The sequence below is a fragment of the Flagellimonas allohymeniacidonis genome, assembly GCF_004296335.1.
In the GTDB taxonomy this organism is placed as follows: domain Bacteria; phylum Bacteroidota; class Bacteroidia; order Flavobacteriales; family Flavobacteriaceae; genus Flagellimonas; species Flagellimonas allohymeniacidonis.
The window spans coordinates 442,772-464,513 of sequence record NZ_SGIU01000001.1; the positions used below are offsets into that span (position 1 = coordinate 442,772).

17 protein-coding genes are annotated in these 21,742 nt (G+C 38.9%); 5 read left to right on the forward strand and 12 right to left on the reverse strand.

The genetic code is table 11. The annotated features are described in order from the left end of the window. Window positions 1-8: 8 nt before the first annotated feature. The 11 genes from EW142_RS01880 to EW142_RS01925 form a co-directional block, all read right to left on the reverse strand. Window positions 9-1,121: a glycosyltransferase family 4 protein gene (locus tag EW142_RS01880; RefSeq protein WP_130608858.1), complete on the reverse strand. Its 1,113-nt coding sequence runs from the start codon at window positions 1,119-1,121 to the stop codon at window positions 9-11. A 69-nt stretch (window positions 1,122-1,190) separates the two neighbouring features. Continuing rightward, window positions 1,191-2,108 carry a hypothetical protein gene (locus tag EW142_RS01885; protein ID WP_130608861.1) on the reverse strand — a complete coding sequence of 306 codons (918 nt, stop codon included), beginning with the start codon at window positions 2,106-2,108 and terminating at the stop codon, window positions 1,191-1,193. A gap of 12 nt (window positions 2,109-2,120) precedes the next feature. Then, a complete protein-coding gene (locus tag EW142_RS01890; RefSeq protein ID WP_130608864.1) occupies window positions 2,121-3,563 on the reverse strand; it encodes an MBOAT family O-acyltransferase in 1,443 nt (480 codons plus the stop codon). Window positions 3,564-3,601: 38 nt separating this feature from the next. Next, window positions 3,602-4,879, reverse strand: a complete 1,278-nt coding sequence (locus EW142_RS01895; protein WP_130608867.1) for a nucleotide sugar dehydrogenase — start codon at window positions 4,877-4,879, stop codon at window positions 3,602-3,604. Window positions 4,880-4,884: 5 nt separating this feature from the next. After that, complete coding sequence (locus tag EW142_RS01900; RefSeq protein ID WP_130608870.1) at window positions 4,885-6,213, reverse strand: UDP-glucose dehydrogenase family protein; 1,329 nt, start codon at window positions 6,211-6,213, stop codon at window positions 4,885-4,887. A gap of 32 nt (window positions 6,214-6,245) precedes the next feature. After that, window positions 6,246-7,244 carry an SDR family oxidoreductase gene (locus tag EW142_RS01905; protein WP_130608873.1) on the reverse strand — a complete coding sequence of 333 codons (999 nt, stop codon included), beginning with the start codon at window positions 7,242-7,244 and terminating at the stop codon, window positions 6,246-6,248. 135 nt (window positions 7,245-7,379) lie between these two features. Continuing rightward, window positions 7,380-8,405: a hypothetical protein gene (locus EW142_RS01910; protein ID WP_130608876.1), complete on the reverse strand. Its 1,026-nt coding sequence runs from the start codon at window positions 8,403-8,405 to the stop codon at window positions 7,380-7,382. Next, window positions 8,380-8,769, reverse strand: coding sequence for a hypothetical protein (locus EW142_RS01915; RefSeq protein WP_130608879.1), 390 nt, complete (start codon window positions 8,767-8,769; stop codon window positions 8,380-8,382). The genes EW142_RS01910 and EW142_RS01915 overlap by 26 nt, the downstream gene beginning before the upstream one ends. Window position 8,770: 1 nt before the next feature. Continuing rightward, a complete protein-coding gene (locus tag EW142_RS16640) occupies window positions 8,771-8,923 on the reverse strand; it encodes a hypothetical protein (RefSeq protein WP_165395205.1) in 153 nt (50 codons plus the stop codon). A gap of 11 nt (window positions 8,924-8,934) precedes the next feature. Further along, window positions 8,935-10,266 (reverse strand): arylsulfotransferase family protein, encoded by a 1,332-nt coding sequence (locus EW142_RS01920; protein ID WP_130608882.1) that lies wholly within the window; start codon window positions 10,264-10,266, stop codon window positions 8,935-8,937. A gap of 221 nt (window positions 10,267-10,487) precedes the next feature. Beyond that, a complete protein-coding gene (locus EW142_RS01925; protein WP_130608885.1) occupies window positions 10,488-11,513 on the reverse strand; it encodes an NAD-dependent epimerase in 1,026 nt (341 codons plus the stop codon). Between the two features lie 313 nt (window positions 11,514-11,826). Between EW142_RS01925 and EW142_RS01930 the strand changes: the two genes are divergently transcribed. Next, the gene (locus EW142_RS01930; protein WP_130608887.1) at window positions 11,827-13,335 is read left to right on the forward strand and encodes a pectate lyase family protein; all 1,509 of its coding nucleotides are present in this window, start codon (window positions 11,827-11,829) and stop codon (window positions 13,333-13,335) included. A gap of 22 nt (window positions 13,336-13,357) precedes the next feature. Here EW142_RS01930 and asnB read toward each other — a convergent pair whose 3' ends face one another. Then, window positions 13,358-15,172, reverse strand: coding sequence for an asparagine synthase (glutamine-hydrolyzing) (gene asnB / locus EW142_RS01935; protein ID WP_130608890.1), 1,815 nt, complete (start codon window positions 15,170-15,172; stop codon window positions 13,358-13,360). A 355-nt stretch (window positions 15,173-15,527) separates the two neighbouring features. On the opposite strand from asnB, the gene EW142_RS01940 reads away from it, so the two are divergent. From EW142_RS01940 to EW142_RS01955, 4 genes are read left to right on the forward strand one after another with little or no spacing between them, the layout of a single operon-like run. After that, window positions 15,528-16,616, forward strand: a complete 1,089-nt coding sequence (locus tag EW142_RS01940; protein ID WP_313790899.1) for a DegT/DnrJ/EryC1/StrS family aminotransferase — start codon at window positions 15,528-15,530, stop codon at window positions 16,614-16,616. Continuing rightward, on the forward strand, window positions 16,613-18,559 hold the full coding sequence (locus tag EW142_RS01945; protein WP_130608896.1) for a polysaccharide biosynthesis protein: 1,947 nt from the start codon (window positions 16,613-16,615) through the stop codon (window positions 18,557-18,559). The genes EW142_RS01940 and EW142_RS01945 overlap by 4 nt, the downstream gene beginning before the upstream one ends. A 13-nt stretch (window positions 18,560-18,572) precedes the next feature. Further along, on the forward strand, window positions 18,573-19,337 hold the full coding sequence (locus tag EW142_RS01950) for a polysaccharide biosynthesis/export family protein (protein ID WP_130608899.1): 765 nt from the start codon (window positions 18,573-18,575) through the stop codon (window positions 19,335-19,337). A 32-nt stretch (window positions 19,338-19,369) separates the two neighbouring features. Continuing rightward, window positions 19,370-21,742: a GumC family protein gene (locus tag EW142_RS01955; protein ID WP_130608902.1), complete on the forward strand. Its 2,373-nt coding sequence runs from the start codon at window positions 19,370-19,372 to the stop codon at window positions 21,740-21,742.

Consider the following 21,742-nt stretch of genomic DNA (forward strand, 5'->3'; position numbering starts at 1 on the left):
AAAGCTTTCTACAACGCCTTTGTTTTTATTTTTTGGATTAATTTTTCTATAACACTTTTCCATTGATTTGTAACCGGACCAACTTCAAAATAAGTTGTGCTCTTAACGGCCTCGTTTCCCAATTGCTCTCGAAAAGACTTATTTGAAATTAGAGTGTTCAACCTTTCCTCCAATTGTTTTTGAGATTCAATGGGAATTAGAAAACCGTTTTCTCCATCTGTAATCAATTTTGAGGGTCCTGTAGGGCAATCGGTGGATATGCAGGGCAGGCCAAAATGCATTGCCTCCAACAAGGCATTAGGAAATCCTTCATATTTTGAAGGAAAGGCAAAAATGGATGCTTTGTTATAGTAATAGGGCATATTGTTGGTGTTGCCCACCAGTTGTACTTTATTTTCTAGGTTCAGTTCCCCAATAAGAAGCTCATACTCCTTTCTTTTTTCACCTTCACCAATAATTACAAGCTGCCAGTCTTTATTATCAATACGGGAGAAGGCTTTTATCAATGTATCCTGCGATTTTTGCGGTGTTAATCGACCTACGTTTAGGATAACGTTTTCCTTTTTAGAAGTGAAGTCAACGGAGTTTGTTATCTCTGGCGCAATGGGATTGGGCAAAATGATTATCTTTTTTTCAGGCACATTGGGCTTGAAATAGTCCTTGATTTCTTCAGTCTGAACGACAAGAAAATCGGATTTTCGATATAACAATCGCCTTAAAGTTTTCCACATTTTTGGAGTCTTTTCAAATAATGGAAAAATACGCTCGCTAACAATGCAAGGAATTCTATTTCTCTTTGAAGCAAGAATAGTTAGAATGTTTGCACTTGTAATAAATCCTAAAAGCAGTTGAATCTTTTCTTCTTTGACAATGGATGAGATTTTTCTGTAAAGCTGAAAATTACTTGTTATGGCCTGCAAAGGGTTCTTGCTTGGCGCAATACTTTCCTTGCAATACAGAATTTTGACATTTTCATTAACCTGGTAATAGGGTTCGGACTTGACCAGTGTAATAATGTAAACTATATAGGATTTACTCAATTCGTTGGCCAAAGTGGTCACCACTCGTTCCGCACCCCCAGGGGATAAAGACCCAATCACAAACGAAATTTTCTTCTTCATTAAGGTGAGGTTTTTGAGCTAGTGGTTCACATTGGTTTCTTTGGGCACATGCAATAAATAATTGCCCTTCTAATTCTGAAATTTGGTTTTGATTTTGTTGGGTTTAATATCTTGAATGAGGTGTTCCGTGAACTTTTTGGCACCTTTATGGTTTAGATGGTTCATATCTTGGTAATCCGAATCCGAGAGTTTAAAAAAGGAATAATCCAAAAAGGTAACATCTTTAAGATTTGAGCTATAAAAATCATACAACAACTCAAATTCTTTCTTTTTCTTCTCATTGTTTAAATACACTTCATGTATTGGGGTACTTATTAAAAGGAGTGTTATGCCATTGCTTCTACAAAAATCAACGATATCGAAAAAATTCTCTTTCTCAACTTGGGAATACTCAAGTGCACGTTGGACGTTGTTCCTCTGAAAACGCTCGATGCTTTCCGCCAATTTATTTCTATTCGAATATTGAAACTTCCCCAAATCCCTTTCTTTTATCCCTCCCTTTAAAAGTAATTTTATAGAATATTTTGGCATTTCCAATATTCCTTGAAACACTGCCAACGGCTTGGATTTTAGAAAGAACTTGAAATCTTTAAAGGACATCAAATCTGTGTAAATCCTAAACTTACTTTTAACATGAGAGGAATTTAGCAACCACCTTTCATCATATTCTGTAAGCAAATTATGGTTGGAAAAAGCGAGAAGCAACGTGTCAATCTGAGGGTTTTCTTGCTTCATCCGTTTAATTTTCATGAGGGAATAAATATAGGAATCGGCGCTGTGTGAAAGGTTTACACTGTTTTTCCAAATCGAATCGTTGATGGCATACTCTGTATGCGAATCTCCTAAGATCAGAATATTTTGATGAGGTTCCAGTTTGTATCCATTGAGTTTTAGCAAAAAAGAATTGAAGAAAAAAGAAACTATGCATACCAACAGAAATATGCCCAAAAACTTTAAACAACCCCTTATGAATTTTCTTATGTCCATGACAATTAAAAGTTAGAACTGAAAGTATATGAAATCCTGCTGGGCCCCTCCATACCAGAACAATGAAAAGAACAATAGTACATATAAAGACCACCTGAAATGCCTAGGAAGTTTACCTTGGGTAAATTCAAGAGCGTGCTTTCTGTTTCTTTGGAACCATTCAACGCAAATCATAAAAGCTATAAAGAACAGCGTAATCAACCATTCTTGAAAGTTTGCAGGAATTGAAAAAATGGAAAAGGTAAATGTCTTTTTAATGTACAACACGGCATCGGTAACACTGGGAGCTCTAAAAAATACCCAGGCCAAAAGGGTAAGCATGAACGTAACCAGAATTTGAAACAGCTCTGTTACGGAAGAGAAAATTTTGCCTTCGGCAACGGTGTCCGTATGAATGCGATTTTTATTCAGCAACATAATCGGAACAAAATACAGTGCGTTCAAAAATCCCCAAGCAATGAACGTCCAATTAGCTCCATGCCAAAAACCGCTTACTACAAAAATTACAAAGACATTTCTAATTTTTTTACCAATTCCACCCCTGCTACCGCCAATGGGGATGTATAAATAATCCCTGAACCACGTAGAAAGGGAAATATGCCATCTTCGCCAAAATTCGGCAATATCTCTTGAGAAATAGGGAAATGCAAAGTTTTGCATTAGTTTAAAACCAAACAAACGGGAAACTCCGATGGCTATATCTGAATATCCTGAAAAGTCGCCGTAGATCTGAAGGGCAAAAAAGAAAGCTCCAAAAACCAATGTGCTCCCAGAAAGGTCTGCGTAATTTTCAAAAATAATATTGGCAAAGCGTGCACAATTATCCGCTATGACCACTTTTTTAAAAAGTCCCCACAAAATTTGTCGCATCCCATCCACTGCTTCGGAATACACGAAGACTCGTTTTTTGTAGAACTGGGGAAGGAGGTTGGTTGCCCGTTCAATAGGACCGGCCACCAACTGCGGAAAAAAGCTGACGAAGGCGAAAAAAGAAACTATGTTTTTGGTCGGCTTTAACTTGCCATTGTATACATCGATGGTATAGCTCAAGGTCTGAAATGTATAAAAGCTGATACCAACAGGCAGAATGATATTCAAGGAACTTGCCCCGATATCTCTTCCGAAGAAAGTAAATGCTTCAACAAAATTCTCTAGAAAGAAATTATAATATTTAAAGAACCCTAAAAATCCCAAGTTGACCACCAGACTTGCCAACAGAAGTAGATTTCGGGCTCTCTGAGCTTGTGTCCTTGATAGTAAAAGGCCGACGGAGTAATCTACCAAACTACTAAAGACAATAAGCAGAAGAAACCTAGGATCCCACCAGCCATAAAAAAAGTAGCTCGCAACAACCAACAGCACATTTTGAACAGTTATGTTCTTATGAAAAACAAACCAGTATAACAGGAAGACTACTGGCAGGAAAATGGCAAAATCTACAGAGTTAAATAGCATTTGGGTTGGTTTTAATACTTCAGATCAAGGATTTTGATTTAAAGTCTGCCATCAAGTCTACTTTGTAAGACCCCTTTTACGTCATACAACACGCCATTTTCTTTCAAATGGGAATTCCAGTCGGTACTCAAAAATTCTTTATGGGCAACAGCAAGTACAATGCTATCATATTTGGCACCAAGCAAAACATTGCTTGAGCTGAGCCCGTATTCATACTTTACCTCTTCAACAGATACCCAGGGATCATAAATGTCCACATCTGCACCATATTGCGCCAAGTTATTTATCACGTCTACTGTTTTGGTGTTGCGTACATCAGGGCAATTTTCCTTAAAAGTGATGCCGAGGACAAGAATTTTGGAACCCTTTACCTTAATATCCTTTTGTATCATTAGCTTAACGATTTCTGAAGCGACATATTTACCCATGCCATCGTTCATTCTTCGTCCTGCAAGGATTATTTCAGGGTGATACCCGTATTCTTGTGATTTTTGTGCTAAATAATAAGGGTCCACTCCAATGCAATGTCCACCCACCAATCCGGGTTTGAAGGAAAGAAAATTCCACTTTGTGCTAGCAGCGGCCAATACTTCGTGGGTATCTATGTCCATCAAGTTGAATATTTTAGCCAATTCATTTACGAAAGCTATATTGATATCCCTTTGAGAATTCTCTATTACCTTTGCCGCTTCCGCAACCTTGATGGTACTGGCCAAGTAGGTGCCTGCCTCAATGACGGAGGCGTATAGGTCGTCTACTTTTTTCGCCATTTCTGGGGTAGAACCCGAGGTTACTTTTAGGATTTTTTCTACCGTATGCTCTTTATCACCGGGATTGATTCGCTCAGGAGAATATCCAACGAAAAAATCTTCATTGAGCGTTAAACCACTGTGCTTTTCTAGAATGGGAGCGCACTCGTCCTCTGTGACACCTGGGTAGACCGTGGATTCGTAAATGACCAAATCTCCTTTCTTCAATACTTTTCCAACGGTTTCACTTGCTTTGAAAAGTGGAGTCAGTATAGGTCTTTTCGTGTCATCAATAGGTGTAGGAACTGTAACGATGAAAACGTTACAATCGGACATTTCCTCCGAAGTATCGGTACAATAGAGTCCATTTTCGCCTGCGTCTTTGGCTCTTAGTACGGACTTTAAGCTTTCTTCAGAAACCTCCATAGTACTGTCTGTCCCATTCATTATCTCCCTTATACGCCCAGAATTGATATCAAAACCTGTTACCCTATATTTTGTGGCAAACAAGCGCGCTAGCGGTAGCCCAACGTATCCTAGACCTATGATGGCAATTTTCTGTTCCATTCAGATTACTTTTTTCCGATTTGAAAATATTCAAAACCAAGTGAAGATATCTTCTCGTGGTTATATTGATTTCTACCATCAAAAATCACAGGCTGTTTAAGGTGTCTTTTTAATTCTTCAAAATCAGGAGATCTGAACTCTTTCCACTCGGTCAACAGTATCATGGCATCTGCCTGGGACAAGGTTTCATATTTAGAATCGAAATATTCGACATTTGGGACATCTTTAAGGTAAAAATGCCTGGCCTCATCCATGGCCTTAGGGTCATACGTCTTAATTATAGCACCCCGTTTGGTAAGTTCTTTAATGATATAAATGGCAGGGGCCTCGCGCATATCATCGGTTCCTGGTTTAAAAGCCAGTCCCCAAACCGCAAAGGTTTTTCCGGTCAAGTCCTCACCAAACCTCGAAATCACTTTTTTGGCAATAACCAGTTTTTGAATATCGTTTACGTCCTCTACTGCCTTTATCAGCTTGGGAAAATACCCATTCTCCTCGGCTGTCTTTTTTAAGGCCTTCACATCTTTGGGAAAACAAGAGCCGCCATATCCGCTTCCTGGATATATGAAACTGTAGCCTATACGACTGTCCGAACCAATACCGATTCGAACCTTGTTCACATCGGCATCAACAAGCTCACAAATGTTGGCTACTTCATTCATAAAGGAGATTTTGGTGGCCAACATGGCGTTGGCAACATACTTTGTCATCTCAGCAGATCGTACGTCCATCGTTATCAAGCGGTCCATACTGCTGTGAAAGAAAGGGGAGTAGAGTGAGCGCATTTTTTTTGTGGCTATTTCACTATCCGAGCCAATTACAACCCTATCAGGTTTCATGAAATCACTAATGGCATCTCCTTCCTTTAGGAATTCAGGATTGGAAACCACATGAAAGTCAACTTCCACATTTCTTTCGTTAAGTTCTTTGGAAATGGCTGCCTTTACCTTATCGGCAGTTCCAACTGGGACAGTGGACTTGTCTACCACGATCAAGGGATTGACCATATTTTTCCCAATATCCGAGGCGACTTGAAGAACATACTTTAAGTCCGCAGAGCCATCTTCTCCCATTGGGGTGCCTACGGCTATAAAGGCTATATCACAGTTTTCAAGATTTTCTGACAAATCCGTGCTGAAATGTAATGTCCCGTTTTTCGTATTGCGAAGAACCATAGCCTCCAGACCGGGCTCATAGATAGGGATAATGCCATTTTTAAGATTTTCAATTTTCTTTGAATCCACATCTACGCAAGTGACGTGGTTTCCCATTTCCGCGAAACAGGTTCCGCTTACCAATCCTACATAGCCTGTACCGATTACTGTTAATCTCATGGTGGTAGATAAATTTATTTGCTTTTAGTGATCTATTTTAAGTTTTGCCAGTACCAAGCCACAGCTTGTTCAAGGCCCTGACCAATATTGAAATTTGGAGAATACCCTAGTAGCTGTTTTCCTTTTTCGATTGAAGCTAGGGAGTGAGGAACATCTCCAGTTCTTACAGGACCATACTCAATTGGGATAGTTCCAATTTTCGGGTCATACTGACTTAAATTTTCTTTTAGAAGAAGTACCAGTTCGTTTAGATTGGTTCGTTCCCCATATGCAACGTTATAAACTGTATTCAGGGCATCTGGGTTCGTGGCCTTCATGGCCAAAACATTCATTTGAACCACATTGTCAACATAGGTAAAATCTCTTGAATAGGTGCCATCCCCATTGATTTTGGGAGACTTATGCTGCATAAGTTGAATAACAAATTTCGGAATTACCGCTGCGTAGGCTCCGTTGGGATCCTGCCTTCTGCCAAAAACGTTGAAGTACCGAAGTCCTATCGTTTCTAAACCATATGTTTTACTGAATATATCGGCATACAATTCATTTACGTACTTAGTTATGGCATAAGGTGAAAGTGGTTTTCCAATTTCATCTTCAACTTTTGGCAGTTTTTCTGAATCGCCATAGGTCGAAGAGCTTGCAGCATAGACAAAGCGTTTAACCCCTGCATCCTTTGAGGCCCATAACATGTTTAAAAACCCTGATACATTAACCTCATTACTTGTAATGGGATCGTTTATCGACCTTGGTACCGAGCCCAATGCGGCTTGATGTAGAACAAAATCGGCCCTGGAACATGCCTTTTGGCAGTCTTCCAAATTTCTTATATCTCCTTCGATCAAGCTAAAACTTGAATTTGAAAGCAAATGTTCAATATTCTTTCGGTGACCTGTGGAAAAATTGTCCATGCATGTAACCCTGTTGCCATTTTTGACCAATGCCTCACACAAATTTGAACCTATAAAGCCTGCGCCACCTGTAACAAGTACATGTAAATTGGAGTCTAGTTCTGGTAGGGCTACGTCCATATATCAGCCAAGAGTTTTATTTGGGTACAAAGATGAAAAAAGTAACAATGAAAAAGGCATATTTTGTTTAAAAGGAAGGAAATTACGACAAAGCACCATTTTATCTGTTCAAACCGAATATAAGCCTAAAAAGCATCAAATTTGATAAGATCTTAGTTCGGAAAGTTGAGTGTATACATTTTGACATTCGTCTAAAAGAAGTTTGTTACAGTCGGGTTTGGTGTAAGTTGATGGAGTATGTTTTTTACTAGGGGGGAATGTTGTTTCGAAACCAATTTCACGAGCAATGTGTTCGTAAACCACATCGGGTTCTTTTATGAGATCTTCAAAACCGATAAACCACGTATCTTTCAAAGGCGTTTTTAATACATAGCGATAATAATTTAGCCAAATTGCCAGCCAATAATCTATACTTTCCATATCAAATTCGCCCCTGTGACTTGTAAACTCCTCGGTTAGTAGAAAGGGTTTATGATTCAATCCAAATTCATGATGGCCTAAGTAATTAAAATAATCCAAAGCAAATGGATCCTCCGTTTGGTTTTTAGAGAAGCTTTTGTGAAGCTTCATCAAAGAAGAAGCATGTGATAAAGGATCCCTAAACAAAATGAAAGTTTTCTGGTTTTCTATTCTTTGGAGGGCTGACAGCCTTAAAACATTGTTGTTGTTTTTGGAAATGTACTTGTTTTTACCCTTGGCGAGACATATTAATGAGACATACAGCAAATATTTCTTAAATATTTCGTCATCTACATCATGTATTGAAAGACCGTCCTCTTCTATAAAACTATCCTTCAAGAAGGCTTTCCAGAAATATTCATCAAATTCTTCAGGAGAGTTCCCATCTATAATTATACCATCTTTATGGGCTCTTTCATGCGCTTTGATGTTTGATTTCCGATTCCAAAGATTAGGACTTAAAAGAAACGGCATATTGGCATACTGCAAGGAGGCATACTCACCACTTTTAAAAATTTTGTTCATTACAGCGGTCGTACCTGAACGTGCCAGTCCGGTTACGAATACTACCTGATCAATAGGCAAAGCTTTGGCGCGTTGGCCGTATACCATTTCATCCATTTCCATGGTCGCTTTGGAAATGCCGTATTTTGATAAGTATAGTTTGTGCAGAAATTTATCTGTTGCCGAATAGCCTGCCATAGTTTTTTTTGAAAATCATATATAAGATAACGACGGCAATTGGTGTCAAAAGACCCCACCAGGTCAATAAAATATCCGGATTTAGAGAACCATCGAGTTTTTCCAATACAAAAAGGCTAAGAAACGGCAGGACGAAAAGAAAAATTCCCAAAATGAGCTTTCCAATTAATTTCAACTGTTTTGAAATTTGTTGAAAAAGCATTTTTTGCTTAGCCTCATCAGACAGCTCCTTATTGGACATTATCTGAAACTGTTCCTTATAGGATGCGGTCAAATTTTTAAGGGTGCTTGGAAGCTTCGAGTACTCAAAAAGGATGCAGGACAGTACTGTCAGTACCGCCAAAACAATGATTGACAGTCCCAAATTATTCCTTGTGAAATTTACTTTTCATAAAACCGAAAAAACGTTTTAAAGGAATCCAAAAAATTGCGGCCAAGAAGGCCACAAAGGTTAGAAAGATTCCGGTAATTACCGCTAAAACGCCTCCTCCAAGTCCAGGCCCTAGATACAGAAACATAGTTTTTAATTTTAGTTTATTATGCGACTCCAAAAAAGACTTGAAACATTTTCTTTGTCAAGTCTCTTCACGTATTCAATCTTTTTGTTGAGTGAATCACCTATGATAATCCTACCATTGTTGGTTTCTTCAACAAAGATATCACCATTCGGCAGTATATCGCACCTGCCGGAGGTGATTGTTCTAATTTTTTCTTTTTCAAATAGTTGGGCATACGGTGTTGAAATTGAATCCTTACTAAAAGAATAAAGGTATGCCTGATTGTTCGGTCTTGCTTTTGAAAAAGACAAATTTGTTGTCGTTAGTCTTGGGTCAACCCGACTTTCTTCCCTGATGATATCATTACCAAAAACCACAATACCATCATCACCGTAAAAATCGGCATCATGTTGATTGTACCACGGACCATGTTGTAGCCAAATGATTTTGTTGGTTTCCGGTCTGTATAAAAACACCACACTAATATTTCTGCAAGAAACCAACAAATCCCCCTTTCTCCAATGATCGGAATCATATAAAGCGGGCTGCACATCGTTCAGGTGGATAGGGTCACTAATGGTCTGTCCCTTATACAACAGCATGTCCAAATACCCGTTGTCCACCAAGATTTGAATAACCGATTTACTAAAGGATTCTTCTCCGGTGTTTTTATTAATGATGGTAATATGATCATCCATTAGGGTAGTCTTGTATGCATCATGTTCCCCGGGAAGAAAATCGTACTCTTTCGATATAAAGGGCCGTGTGCAGAGATAAAGGTTATCCTCTAAATCTCCTTCAATGGTATGATGATATACTTGATCATTTTTCAACCAAACCAGCTCGCTGTTTTTATCGATTTTCGCTAGTAAACTCGTAAGTTGAGCCGTAAAGTAAAGCGAACTATCACTATCCATGTAGGCGTGCATAAAATACAAATCACTGTCACGGGCAGGTCTTTCCGGATTTTTTTCGTTATACGCCTTAAGATACAGTGACTGGTTGTCAGGACTCCATTTTTTTAGCAGATTCCCTGTATTGATATCCAATAAATCGAACGTTTGTCCAAATTTTTCAGCTTTGTAGGACACCAGTACCTTGGGGTATTCATTTGAATTAGGTTTCTTTAGGTAGTTGAAACCATCTTTGGCTTCCGCATTGGAAACAAAAAATTCAGGCTTTGATAGTATTTTTTTGAAGTTGGAAGGAATTTCTGCCATAAACTTGATTGGTGTAGTAAGAAAACCAAGTCTAGAGGCACCTCCATCTTCCGATAAATACACATTTCGAACACTTGACGACAGAATGACCGAAAAGAAGAATAAGCCTACAATTATGATAAATGCGTAGCGCAATTTTTTCATGGGTATAAAGAAAACAATTTTAATACTCGGATGTTAAAAGCCAGTTTATTAATTCGTTATTATCTTCAAATAACTCGTTGTTCTGCTACTTGACAAAATCGTAAAAGCTTTATCGTTAATTGGTTTCGGACATCATAGGGAACACTAGGGGTTGCCTAACACCTTCTTTTTGAAATCTATACGCAACGGTTACAGGAGCAATCCGAGAGAAAATATTTGCTTTAATGCTTCGAATAGTAATTCTTGTACCAATTGATAAATTTACGCACCCCTTCGTTAATTGGGGTATTGGGACGGTATCCGTAGTCCCTCTCCAAATCAGCAACATCCGCCCAGGTTTTTTCGACATCTCCAGGTTGCATGGGCATTAATGTTTTTTCAGCTTCGACCTCAAGATTTTGTTCAATGGCTTTGATAAAATCCCCCAGTTTTACTGAATTACTGTTTCCGATATTGTAAACCTTGTACAAATCCCTATCCATGTTCCCGTTAATTGGCTTTTCAATGATTCGTACCACACCCTCTACTATATCATCAACATAGGTGAAATCCCGTTGCATATTTCCTTTGTTGAATACTTTTATGGGATTTCCTTGGGTTATGGCTTTTGTAAATAGGAAAAGTGCCATGTCTGGTCGTCCCCATGGGCCATATACGGTAAAAAATCGAAGTCCAGTGGTAGGAAACCCATATAAGTGACTATAGGTATGGGCCATCAGCTCATTGGATTTCTTTGAAGCTGCATAAAGGCTGATCGGATTATCTACTTGTTGGTCTGTTGTGAACGGGATTTCCTTGTTGGTTCCATAAACACTGGAACTACTTGCGTAGACCAAGTGCTCAATCTTAAAATTCCTGCAGCACTCCAAAATATTTAAAAAACCTACAATATTACTATCTATATAAGCCTCGGGATTTTCCAAACTATATCTCACACCGGCTTGTGCCGCTAAATTACAAACGACGTTAAACCTTTCGCTCTCAAAAAGCTTTGGCATGGCTTCGCGATTTTCCAAGTTCATTCGTACAAACTTGAAATTTGCATTTTCAGTACTTGTTGTGATGGAATCAAACCCAGAAGCATCTTTTTTGGAAATCCCAAGATCTTCTAGGCGATTGTATTTCAAATTGACATCGTAATAGTCATTGATGTTGTCAAGCCCAACAACTTGATGGCCATTTTTAATGAGGTTTTGGCAAACGTGGTAGCCGATAAATCCTGCAGCGCCTGTAACAAGAACTTTCATTCAATCCCTTTTTTTAATAGTGCTCCGCAAAGCTATTATTTATAAATGTTTCTTTCTATTAAGAAACTGGGATTTTCGATATATAGTTTGTTCTCAAAGATTTCCGCATTCACAAAATTTTTAGTATGTAGTGTATTTCATCGATTTTTTTGTTAAAAAAAACCTTTTCAACGATCTAATTGGAAGTTTGCCCCGTAGATAGGGGGCTTTGAAAAACGAAAGCTAGCCAAAAGACGCATTTCATCGAAAAAATGGAACTTTTGGTCGAAATTAAAATTATGAAAATTAACTTTACATACCAAAATCTTACGTTATGTGCTTAAAATCAATAAGCTCTATTAGATTGCACTTTCTTTTAATTCTTTTTACATTAAGTATAGTTTCCTGTACTAAGGACAACGATTTGTTTACAGAAGCAATTGAGGACAGCATTGAAAAAGAAAATCAAGAAACAGGAGAATCTGGAGACGAAGTATCCGATGATGATACAAGTAATGGAGATCCAAACATAAATGAAGACGATAAAGCATCTGAGTTGAAAGCTTTCCCAACAGCTTTCGGTGCTGGCGCATTCACATCGGGAGGTCGAGGTGGCCAAGTTATTCACGTGACCAATTTAAATGACAGCGGAGAGGGCAGTCTTAGAGCAGCGTTACGGACTACGGGCCCAAGAATTATAGTTTTTGATGTTTCTGGTGTGATTACTCTGAATAGTAGAATAATCATGGATGGTAGGGATTATGGAAACGTTACGGTTGCCGGGCAAACCGCTCCCAGAGGTGGAATTACTATCAGAGGTGGTAGAATTTGGTGGGCTAATTCAGAAAACATTATTGTTCGATACCTAAAATTTAGAAACGGGAACCAGAGTGATAATGGAGATTGTATGACAATAGCGAGAAGCTCAACTGTTATCGTTGACCATTGTTCATTTTCTTATTCTAAAGACGAGGCTTTGGATGTAAGTGGAGATGCGAACCCTCCTAGTGATGACATTACACTGCAAAACAATCTTTTTGGAGAGTGTAAAACGGCTATGATTGTAGGATCTAACACTGCCGAAGGTTACGGAAGCGTTTCTGTTCTAAGAAATGCCACAGCCAATGTGGGATGGCGTTTTCCAAAAGCAGGCGGTGCCGTAGAATTGGACGTTATAAATAATGTGCACCATAACTGGAGATTTAGAACCATTAGAATGGACGGATTTGATTATACGTTAAATCAAATAAATAATTATTACCAATCAGGTTCCAATACTACAGGTGGGTCATTGCACAAAACGTGGACCAATACAAACATGTCACCAAGAATTTATTCCTCTGGTAACCATATTTCAGAAAATATAAAGCCAGCAGGCTATGATTCAAACTCCTCAATGGCATGGGAGGAATTTTCTTCAAGTGTAATTGAACCCAGACCAGAATGGTTTGTTGGTTCTGAGCTACCCATTCAAGGTGCTCCAGCCCCAATAATGACGGCTTCTGAGGCCCTAAACTATGTGATTGGAAACACTGGGTCTTATCATTATATCAATAATGAGGGCGGTGTTTCTGTGTATAGAGATTCATTGGATGAGGGATATTTGGAGCTCATCAGCAGTGATTCAGGCCAGGTTGTTATGAAAGAGGCAGCCTATGGACAGATGCCTACAAGCATGCCTTCAGAATCTAGACCTGGTAACTACGATACCGACAGAGACGGAATGGCAGACCCATGGGAAGTATTTATCTTCGGAGACCTAAGTAAGACTGCTAATGGAGATGAGGATGGTGATGGATATACCAATATTGAGGAATTCTTGAATCAAGTCGATTCCGAGTAATTTTTGTATTCCATTTATCATACTAGGATACAATCTCTTTATTTTGTTGATTTAACCATTTAGCTAAAACATAAAGTTTCCAAATGGACTCTGTATGGTCGTACGCACCACTCATATGTTCTCCCAATACTTTTTTGCAATATACCGTATTGAGATTTGGAATAGAGCTTAAGAAGGTATCATCTATGGTTTGAAGCACGTCATTCTTTAACTCGTTTCGCAACCAGTTGGTCAAAGGCATAGAAAAACCTCTTTTCGGTAAATTGAATAAATCTTGAGGCAGGTAATCGGAAAGCAAATCGCGAAGAATTCTTTTCTTGTTCCCCAATCTTAACCGGTAATTGATAGGAAGCGTTCGTGCAAATTCTACTATTCGGTAGTCTAGAAAAGGACTTCTAACTTCAACAGCATAGGCCATACTTGCCCTATCCACTTTTACATTGCTGTCGTTCTCTAACCACAGTTTGGTATTGAGATCGGCAGCTTGTTGGATAAAATCTTTGCTCAAAAGTCTGTAGTGGTCATATTTTCGAAGCCAACCGTTCTTACTTTGAAGCAAAAGTAGACCCATACGGGAGAATATTCTTTCCATAAATTGGTGCTTACGTCGGACCAATAGTGCAGAGGAAATACGAGGTTGTACATTAACAAACACCTTAATAATGCCCAATACTACTTTTCGGAGATGATAGGGCATGTTCATAATCAGTCGGTATTTCAGAAGTGACTCGAAATGTCCATACCCCAAAAAACTTTCGTCTCCGCCATCTCCTGATAGCGCAACTGTTACATGCTTTTTTGTCATTGAATTGAGCAACAATGAGGGCAAAGCGGAATCATCCGCAAACGGTTCATCATAAACCTTTAGAAGGGTTGGCAGATTTTCGAGAATATCGTCTGGATTACAAAACAAGGTCTTATGATTGGTATCCAAAAGTTCGGCGTATTTTTCTGCAACGCCACTTTCATCTTTGATTTTGTCATCAAAGCCAACGGTAAAAGTATTGAGCTTTGTGTTGTTTATTTGTGAGGCGATGCTGGTAACCAATGCAGAATCAATACCGCTGGAGAGGAATGACCCCAATGGTACATCGGAATAGAGCCTTATTTTTACAGCATCTTTAAGTAGAAGTTTTAACTGTTCCTTTGCTTCATTATAAGTTCCTTTGAATTTCTGTACTTTTTGTAAGTCCCAATACCTTTCAATTTTCAATTTTTTGTCCTTAAGGGCATATTCGAAATAACAACCAGGTTCTAGCTTTTGAACTTCCTGGTAAATGGAATAAGGACTTGGGATGAACTTACAATCCAGATACATTGAAATGGCATCTTCGTTAAGGGTATAACCCTTGTTTTGGGCAATGGGCCCCAATTGACTACAAACTTCGAAAATTCCATTCGCCAAAGTATAATACATGGGTTTCACCCCCATTCTGTCCCTGGCACCAAAAATAGTGTCGGTTTCAGAGTCATGAATGATGAACGCAAACATACCGTTGATTTTCGACAAAACCTTTGATCCCCATGCATGATAGCCTATTATGAGTACTTCAGTATCGCTTTCGGTATTAAAGCTATAACCATTGTCCTCGAGCTCAGCCTTGACTTCTAGGTAATTATAGATTTCCCCATTGTAAATTATTGTGAGGTTCTTGTACCGAAAGGGTTGGTTGGACCTAGGATCCAAGTCCAATATTGAGAGACGGACATGGCCAAAATGTAAATTCTCGATTTTGAGATAACCAGTGTGGTCGGGCCCACGATAGTCTATCAAAGCTAATTTTGAAAGAAAATCCTCCTTTGCTTGAGGTTGATCACTGAATAAAAATCCGCACATGCTGTTTTCTTGAGTTGGCTATTTATCTAGGATATTGTCCCAGAACACGCAGGTTACGCTTTTTTCGGCCAAATTTGGCAACAAATTTACATTCTATGTTGAAGTAGGCAAGAACCACCCAAATAATACTTTGTAAAATCACCAAGAAACCCTTACACACAAGCTATTATGCTTTTTTAACCAAAAAATTAGATTGGATGAACGACTGAGTTCATTGTACCATATACCGAAAATTACTTAAGATAAACGATTAATCATGTGAATATTTCTCTATTCCAAAAGCCTGCTGTTATTTTATGAAAAAATTATCTTGGAGATAAAGGTGTCTAGCAAAATTTGGCTTTCTTCACCCCACATGGGCGGTACGGAAGAAAAGTATGTGGAACAGGCTTTCAATACGAATTGGATAGCTCCTTTGGGTCCTAATGTTCAAGGATTTGAACAGGATATTGAAGAATATATAGGATCGGACGTTCACGTTGCCTGTTTGAGCTCGGGTACAGCAGCTATACACTTAGCTTTACAACTGTTAGGCGTGGGGCAAGGTGATGAAGTACTCTGTCAAAGTTTCACTTTTGCCGCTTCCGCCAATCCTGTAACCTATCTGGGAGCTTCTCCTATTTTTGTTGATAGTGAGCCTGACACCTGGAACATTTCCCCTGAACTTTTGGAAAAAGCGATTCTTTCGAGGCTCGAAGTTGGTAAAAAACCAAAAGCTATAATAGCTGTCCATCTTTATGGAATGCCCTATAAAGTAGATGAGATTTCATCTATTTCACAGAAATATGACATCCCGGTCATTGAAGACAGCGCTGAAGCCTTAGGAAGTGAATATCATGGAACTAAGTGCGGGAGTTTTGGAGAAATGGCAGTATTATCGTTTAACGGAAACAAAATCATTACAACCTCGGGAGGCGGAGCTCTGTTGTCTAAAAACAACGATCAAAAGGATAAGGCAATTTTTTTGGCTACCCAGGCAAGGGATAATGCACCTCATTATCAACATACCCATATAGGCTATAATTACAGAATGAGCAACGTCCTGGCAGGAATAGGAAGAGGTCAAATGGAAGTTCTGCAGAATAGGGTGGATGCACGAAGATCCAATTTTGAGTTCTATAAGAAACATTTGTCAGAATTGACTCAAATCAGTTTTTTGGATGAAAAGGAGGGCTACTATTGCAATAGATGGTTAACTTGTATACTAACCCCTTCTTTTGAAATTAGAGAGAAGATACGACTTGCTTTGAATGAAGAGAATATCGAATCAAGACCATTATGGAAACCGATGCACCTTCAACCGGTTTTTGCTGGTGATATAACGTTTGTTAATGGGGTGAGTGAGGATTTGTTTCAAAGGGGCCTTTGTTTGCCCAGTGGCTCTAATTTGGAACAGAGTGATTTAACGCGTATCTGCGGTATAATTGAAAATACGATAGGATGATTAGAAAATACTTATTTGAGAACCGTAAGCACTACGCCTCAAAATGGACAGTACTTTTCATCGATTTATGTATTGTTGCCATTTCTTTTATAGTAGCGTACTTTATTAGGTTCAATTTGAGCTTCGATTTCGATGTTCAAAAATTATGGACCCAACTTCCGGTAGTTATTGTGCTTTTTCTCGTTGCATTTTTAATATCTGGAAGTTATAAAGGAGTTGTTCGCCATACCGGAATTAAGGATGTATATGCAATTTTCAATGCGATATGTTTAGCCAGTATTGGCGCGATAGGTGTGGTTTTGACAAACCGTTTTTTGGAATTGGTCAACGAATTCACGATACCTCTTTCAATTATCATTATTAACAGCTTACTTACTTTCTTGGCTCTTACTTTCTCTAGGTACGTCTTCAAACTGGGCTACGAAAGGTTGATTCAGACAAATGAAGTCCCTACAAAGAATGTAATGTTGTACGGAGCCGGTGAATCGGGGATCATTACGCATAACACCCTGACCAACCATTCTCAAATGAAGGTCAAGGTTGTTGGTTTTGTCGATAACAACTTGCAGAAGATTGGGAAGCAAATCAATGGCGTAAAGGTATTCGACAAGTCCATTCTTACACCAGAATTTGTTAGATTCAACAACATTACCGAGATAATCTTTTCTATACAAAACATTCCGCCAAAACAGTTACGTGGATTAGTTAATGAAATTGTAGATCTACCCGTTAAAGTCAAAATAATCCCTCCGGTTGAGGATTGGATAAACGGGGAACTCAAAGTGTCCCAGATCAAGCGGGTTCAAATTGAGGACTTACTCGATAGACCACCAATTAAGATTAAGAACAGTCGAATTGCCAAAGATTTTGACGACAAGGTGATCATGGTAACAGGAGGTGCAGGATCTATAGGAAGTGAGTTGGTGAGGCAGATATGCAAATACAACTATAGAACACTAATAGTTGTAGATCAGGCTGAGTCGGCCCTATATGATTTACAGCAAGAGTTAAAGCAATCAGGGTTTTTTAATTATGTCCCTGTAGTCGGGGATATTAGGGACAAGAACAAAATGCGTGTTCTTTTTGAGGAATATAAGCCTGACAGAATTTTTCATGCCGCTGCATACAAGCACGTACCACTTATGGAACAAAATCCATACGAGGCAGTGAAAATCAATGTAGCCGGCACCAAGAATATTGTTGACCTTGCCGTTGACTTTAAGGTGGAAAAATTTGTTTTTGTATCAACGGACAAGGCAGTGAACCCTACCAATGTAATGGGGGCCACCAAGCGGATTGCTGAAATGTACATTAGTTGCAGGCAACAAGAAGGAAAAACCAAATTTATCACCACACGATTCGGTAATGTGTTGGGTTCAAATGGTTCTGTTATACCATTGTTTAGAAAACAAATAGAAAAGGGAGGTCCTTTAACGGTTACCCACAAAGAAATCACCCGATATTTTATGACTATTCCGGAAGCTTCCCAACTGGTCTTGGAAGCAGGCGCCATGGGCAAGGGAGGAGAGATTTTCATATTCGATATGGGAGAGTCCGTTAAGATATTGGATTTGGCCAAGAACATGATTCGATTATCGGGATTAAAATACCCTGAAGAAGTTGACATTAAAATAACGGGACTTCGTCCAGGGGAAAAGTTGTACGAGGAGTTGTTGGCCAATGGGGAAAACACCCTTCCCACATACCATGATAAAATTATGATTAGTAAAGTAAGGGAAATAGATTATGGCAATACCCGATCAATGATTGACGAACTATGCATCTCCAACCTATTTTTCAAGGACAATGTAGTTCAATTAATGAAAAGGATAGTCCCAGAATACATCTCCAACAATTCTGATTTTTGTAAATTGGACACGAAGAAGGGGGAATTCAACCCAGATGAGGATAAAAGCAAGATTGTTTCTCAACTCAACAACTAAATACTCATATCCAATGAATCTAAAACTCAAGCTGGTATGCTTATCAGCATCAGCATTACTTGTTTTTTCATGTGCCTCAAAACAGGAGGTGGTCTATTTCCAAGATGCCCAAGAATTTGAAACCTTGGTTGACGATAATTCTTTCACCACCAAATTCAAAGTGGATGATTTGATCAGTATCAATGTTTCAACATTGGACCCCGAGGCCAGTGCACCCTTTAATCTCTTTCGGGGAGCTGAAGAAGGCGGCATTCGACCTGAACAAGTGAACTATTTAGTGGATAAAAATGGTGAAATTGATTTTCCTGTTATTGGAAAGGTAAAGATTGCTGGGTTGTCTCCGAGCGAAACACAAGAATTGCTCACGGAAAAACTAAAAGACTATCTAAAAAATCCAATTATTAACATTAGAATTCGAAATTTTACGGTTACTATTTTAGGGGCCGTGAACAGACCTGGGACATACCAAGTGAATGGAGAACAGATTACTATTTTGGAAGCAATTGGTTTAGCTGGTGATATCAATATAAAAGGTAGACGGGATAATGTAATGGTGGTTAGGGACTTTGACGGTACAAAGGTTTATAATCGTGTTAACTTAAACAGTAAGCAGGCATTTAAATCTCCCGTCTATTATTTAACGCAAAATGATGTTATCTATGTTGAACCAAACCGATCAGGAAAGACAGCATCAAATTTGGACCAAAGAGCCTCTATTGCGGTTTCCATAATTTCCGTTTTGATTACATCAACTGTGGTATTGCTTACAAGGAATTAATTATATAAGGACACGTTTTTAATCCCTAAATCATGAACAAATCTGAAATAGATCTAAAAGGTTTATTAACAGTATACACAAAACATTGGAAGTGGTTCGCCGCCTGTACAATTGTAGCGCTTGGTCTTGCTTTTCTAAATCTGAGATATGCAATACCCCAATATAATGCCTCGGCTAAAATTCTAATATTACAGGAAAAAACCGCCACTTCGGAGTTAAGTGTACTACAAGATTTAAATGTACTACCTGGGGGGAAAACAGAGATAAAGGATGAAATTCAAATCCTTAGGGCCCGAAGCAATTTCATGCAGGTAATTCGCGATCTTCGGCTTAATGTGCGTTACTTCGTAATGGGTAACGTTAAAGATACCGAGCTCTATGGTGATGCGAATTACCCCTTTTCGATAGACTTTTTGGCGGCAGACTCAATTATCAATAAATCCGAACATGAGTTCTATGTGGATCTAAATTCAGACACATCCGTGATGTACTCTGAATTTGAAAACGGTCCGTTTAAAAATTATGACTTTGGCACCAATATCAGCACAAAAATTGGAGACATTGTATTGACACCTTACTGGGATCGAATGAATCGATTTCAAAATAAGCGGTTGAAAGTAGTGGTTAATCCAATACCTTCTGTAGTTCAACGCTATCGGTCCAAGATAAAAATCAGTCCTGCTGATGAACTTTCCAACATAGTTAATATATCCCTTACCGATGCCATACAGAAACGGGCTATGGATTTGATTGACAACCTCATAGCGACCTATAATAAAAATGGGGTAGAGGACAAGAAGGCGGTAGCGGACAGAACTTCTAGATTTATCAATGATCGTATAGCAGATATTTACAATAACCTCTCGAGTGTTGATGAATCTGCAGAGACTTTTAAGTCAAGCCGCGGAATAGCAGATTTGGGTTCGCAGTCTAGTGTAAATTTCACACAGAGTGCGGCTGGCGAAAGGGACTTGCAAGATGCCAGTATTCAGTTGAATATCGCTAACTCCATGAAGGATCTCATAAGCAATCAAAGTGATTATGAGATTATACCGACCAATGTCGGGCTGTCCGATCAAGGGATTTCTACTTCGGCCCAGAGATATAACGAGCTGGTGGCTCAGCGAAATCGGCTTTTAGAAAGTTCAAATGAGAAAAACCCGGTAATTGTAAAGCTCGACCAACAGTTGGAAAGTCTAAGAAGAGGTATGCAGTCCAGTTTAAACAATGTGACCAATAATCTTGACTTGCGGGTAAACAGTTTAAGCAAACAACTCTCCCAAATCAACTCCCGTATCTATGCAGCTCCCAGTAATGAGAGGGCGCTAAGGGATATTTCAAGAAAGCAGCAAACCACAGAGTCATTATACCTTTATCTTTTACAGAAGCGAGAAGAATCCCAAATTACTTTTGCTTCTGCCACACCAAAATCCAAGGTTGTCGATGCGGCCTATGCTGAAAATCCATTTCCGGTATCTCCAAAACCAAAAATCATTTATTTAGCGGCTCTTATGGTTGGCCTTATGATTCCTTTTGGGGTAATTTATACCAGTATTTTGTTGGATGATAAAATCCACAACAAGATAGACTTAGAAAAAATGGTTCAGGGCATACCCGTGCTAGCTGAGATTCCCAAATTGGGCAGAAAGGAAGAAAAATTGGTGAAAAATGCGGATAGGTCTGTTTTGGCGGAATCTTTAAGAATCTTAAGAACAAATTTGGACTACACCCTTAGATCAAAGAAAAACAGTAAAAGGGGAAGTATTATTTTTGTAACATCCAGTGTTCCTGGGGAAGGAAAAACCTTGGTTTCCTCGAACTTGTCCATGATATTTGCCGACACCAACAAAAAGGTCCTATTAATTGGTGCTGACATCAGAAATCCCAAGCTGTACACTTTCTTTTCAAACAGTAATGAGATCGATCAACTTGGAAAACCGAAACATAGAGCCACTGTTGGCCTTACGGAATACCTACTGGGTAGTGCGAAGTCGGTTCGTGATATTGTAAATACGACTTTGGTCCATTCCAATACCATTGATGTAATCTATTCTGGAAAGATTCCACCCAACCCAACCGAATTGTTGATGAGCAGTCGCATGAAAGACTTGTTGGATGAGGTATCCGAATTATACGACTATATCGTTGTTGATACGGCTCCCTTGATGGTAGTTACCGATACACTTCTGATTAATCAATATGCGGATAAGTTGCTTTACATAACCAAAGCAGGGGTTACACAAAGAAAAGTTCTTGATTTCCCTCTTAAATTGCATAAAGAAGGAAAGCTAAAAGGATTGGCATTCGTAGTCAACAATGTGAAGGGCTCTAATTTAGGTTATGGCGGAAGGTATGGCTATGGATATGGAAAAACCGTCAAAAAATGGTGGAATTTTGCCTCCTGA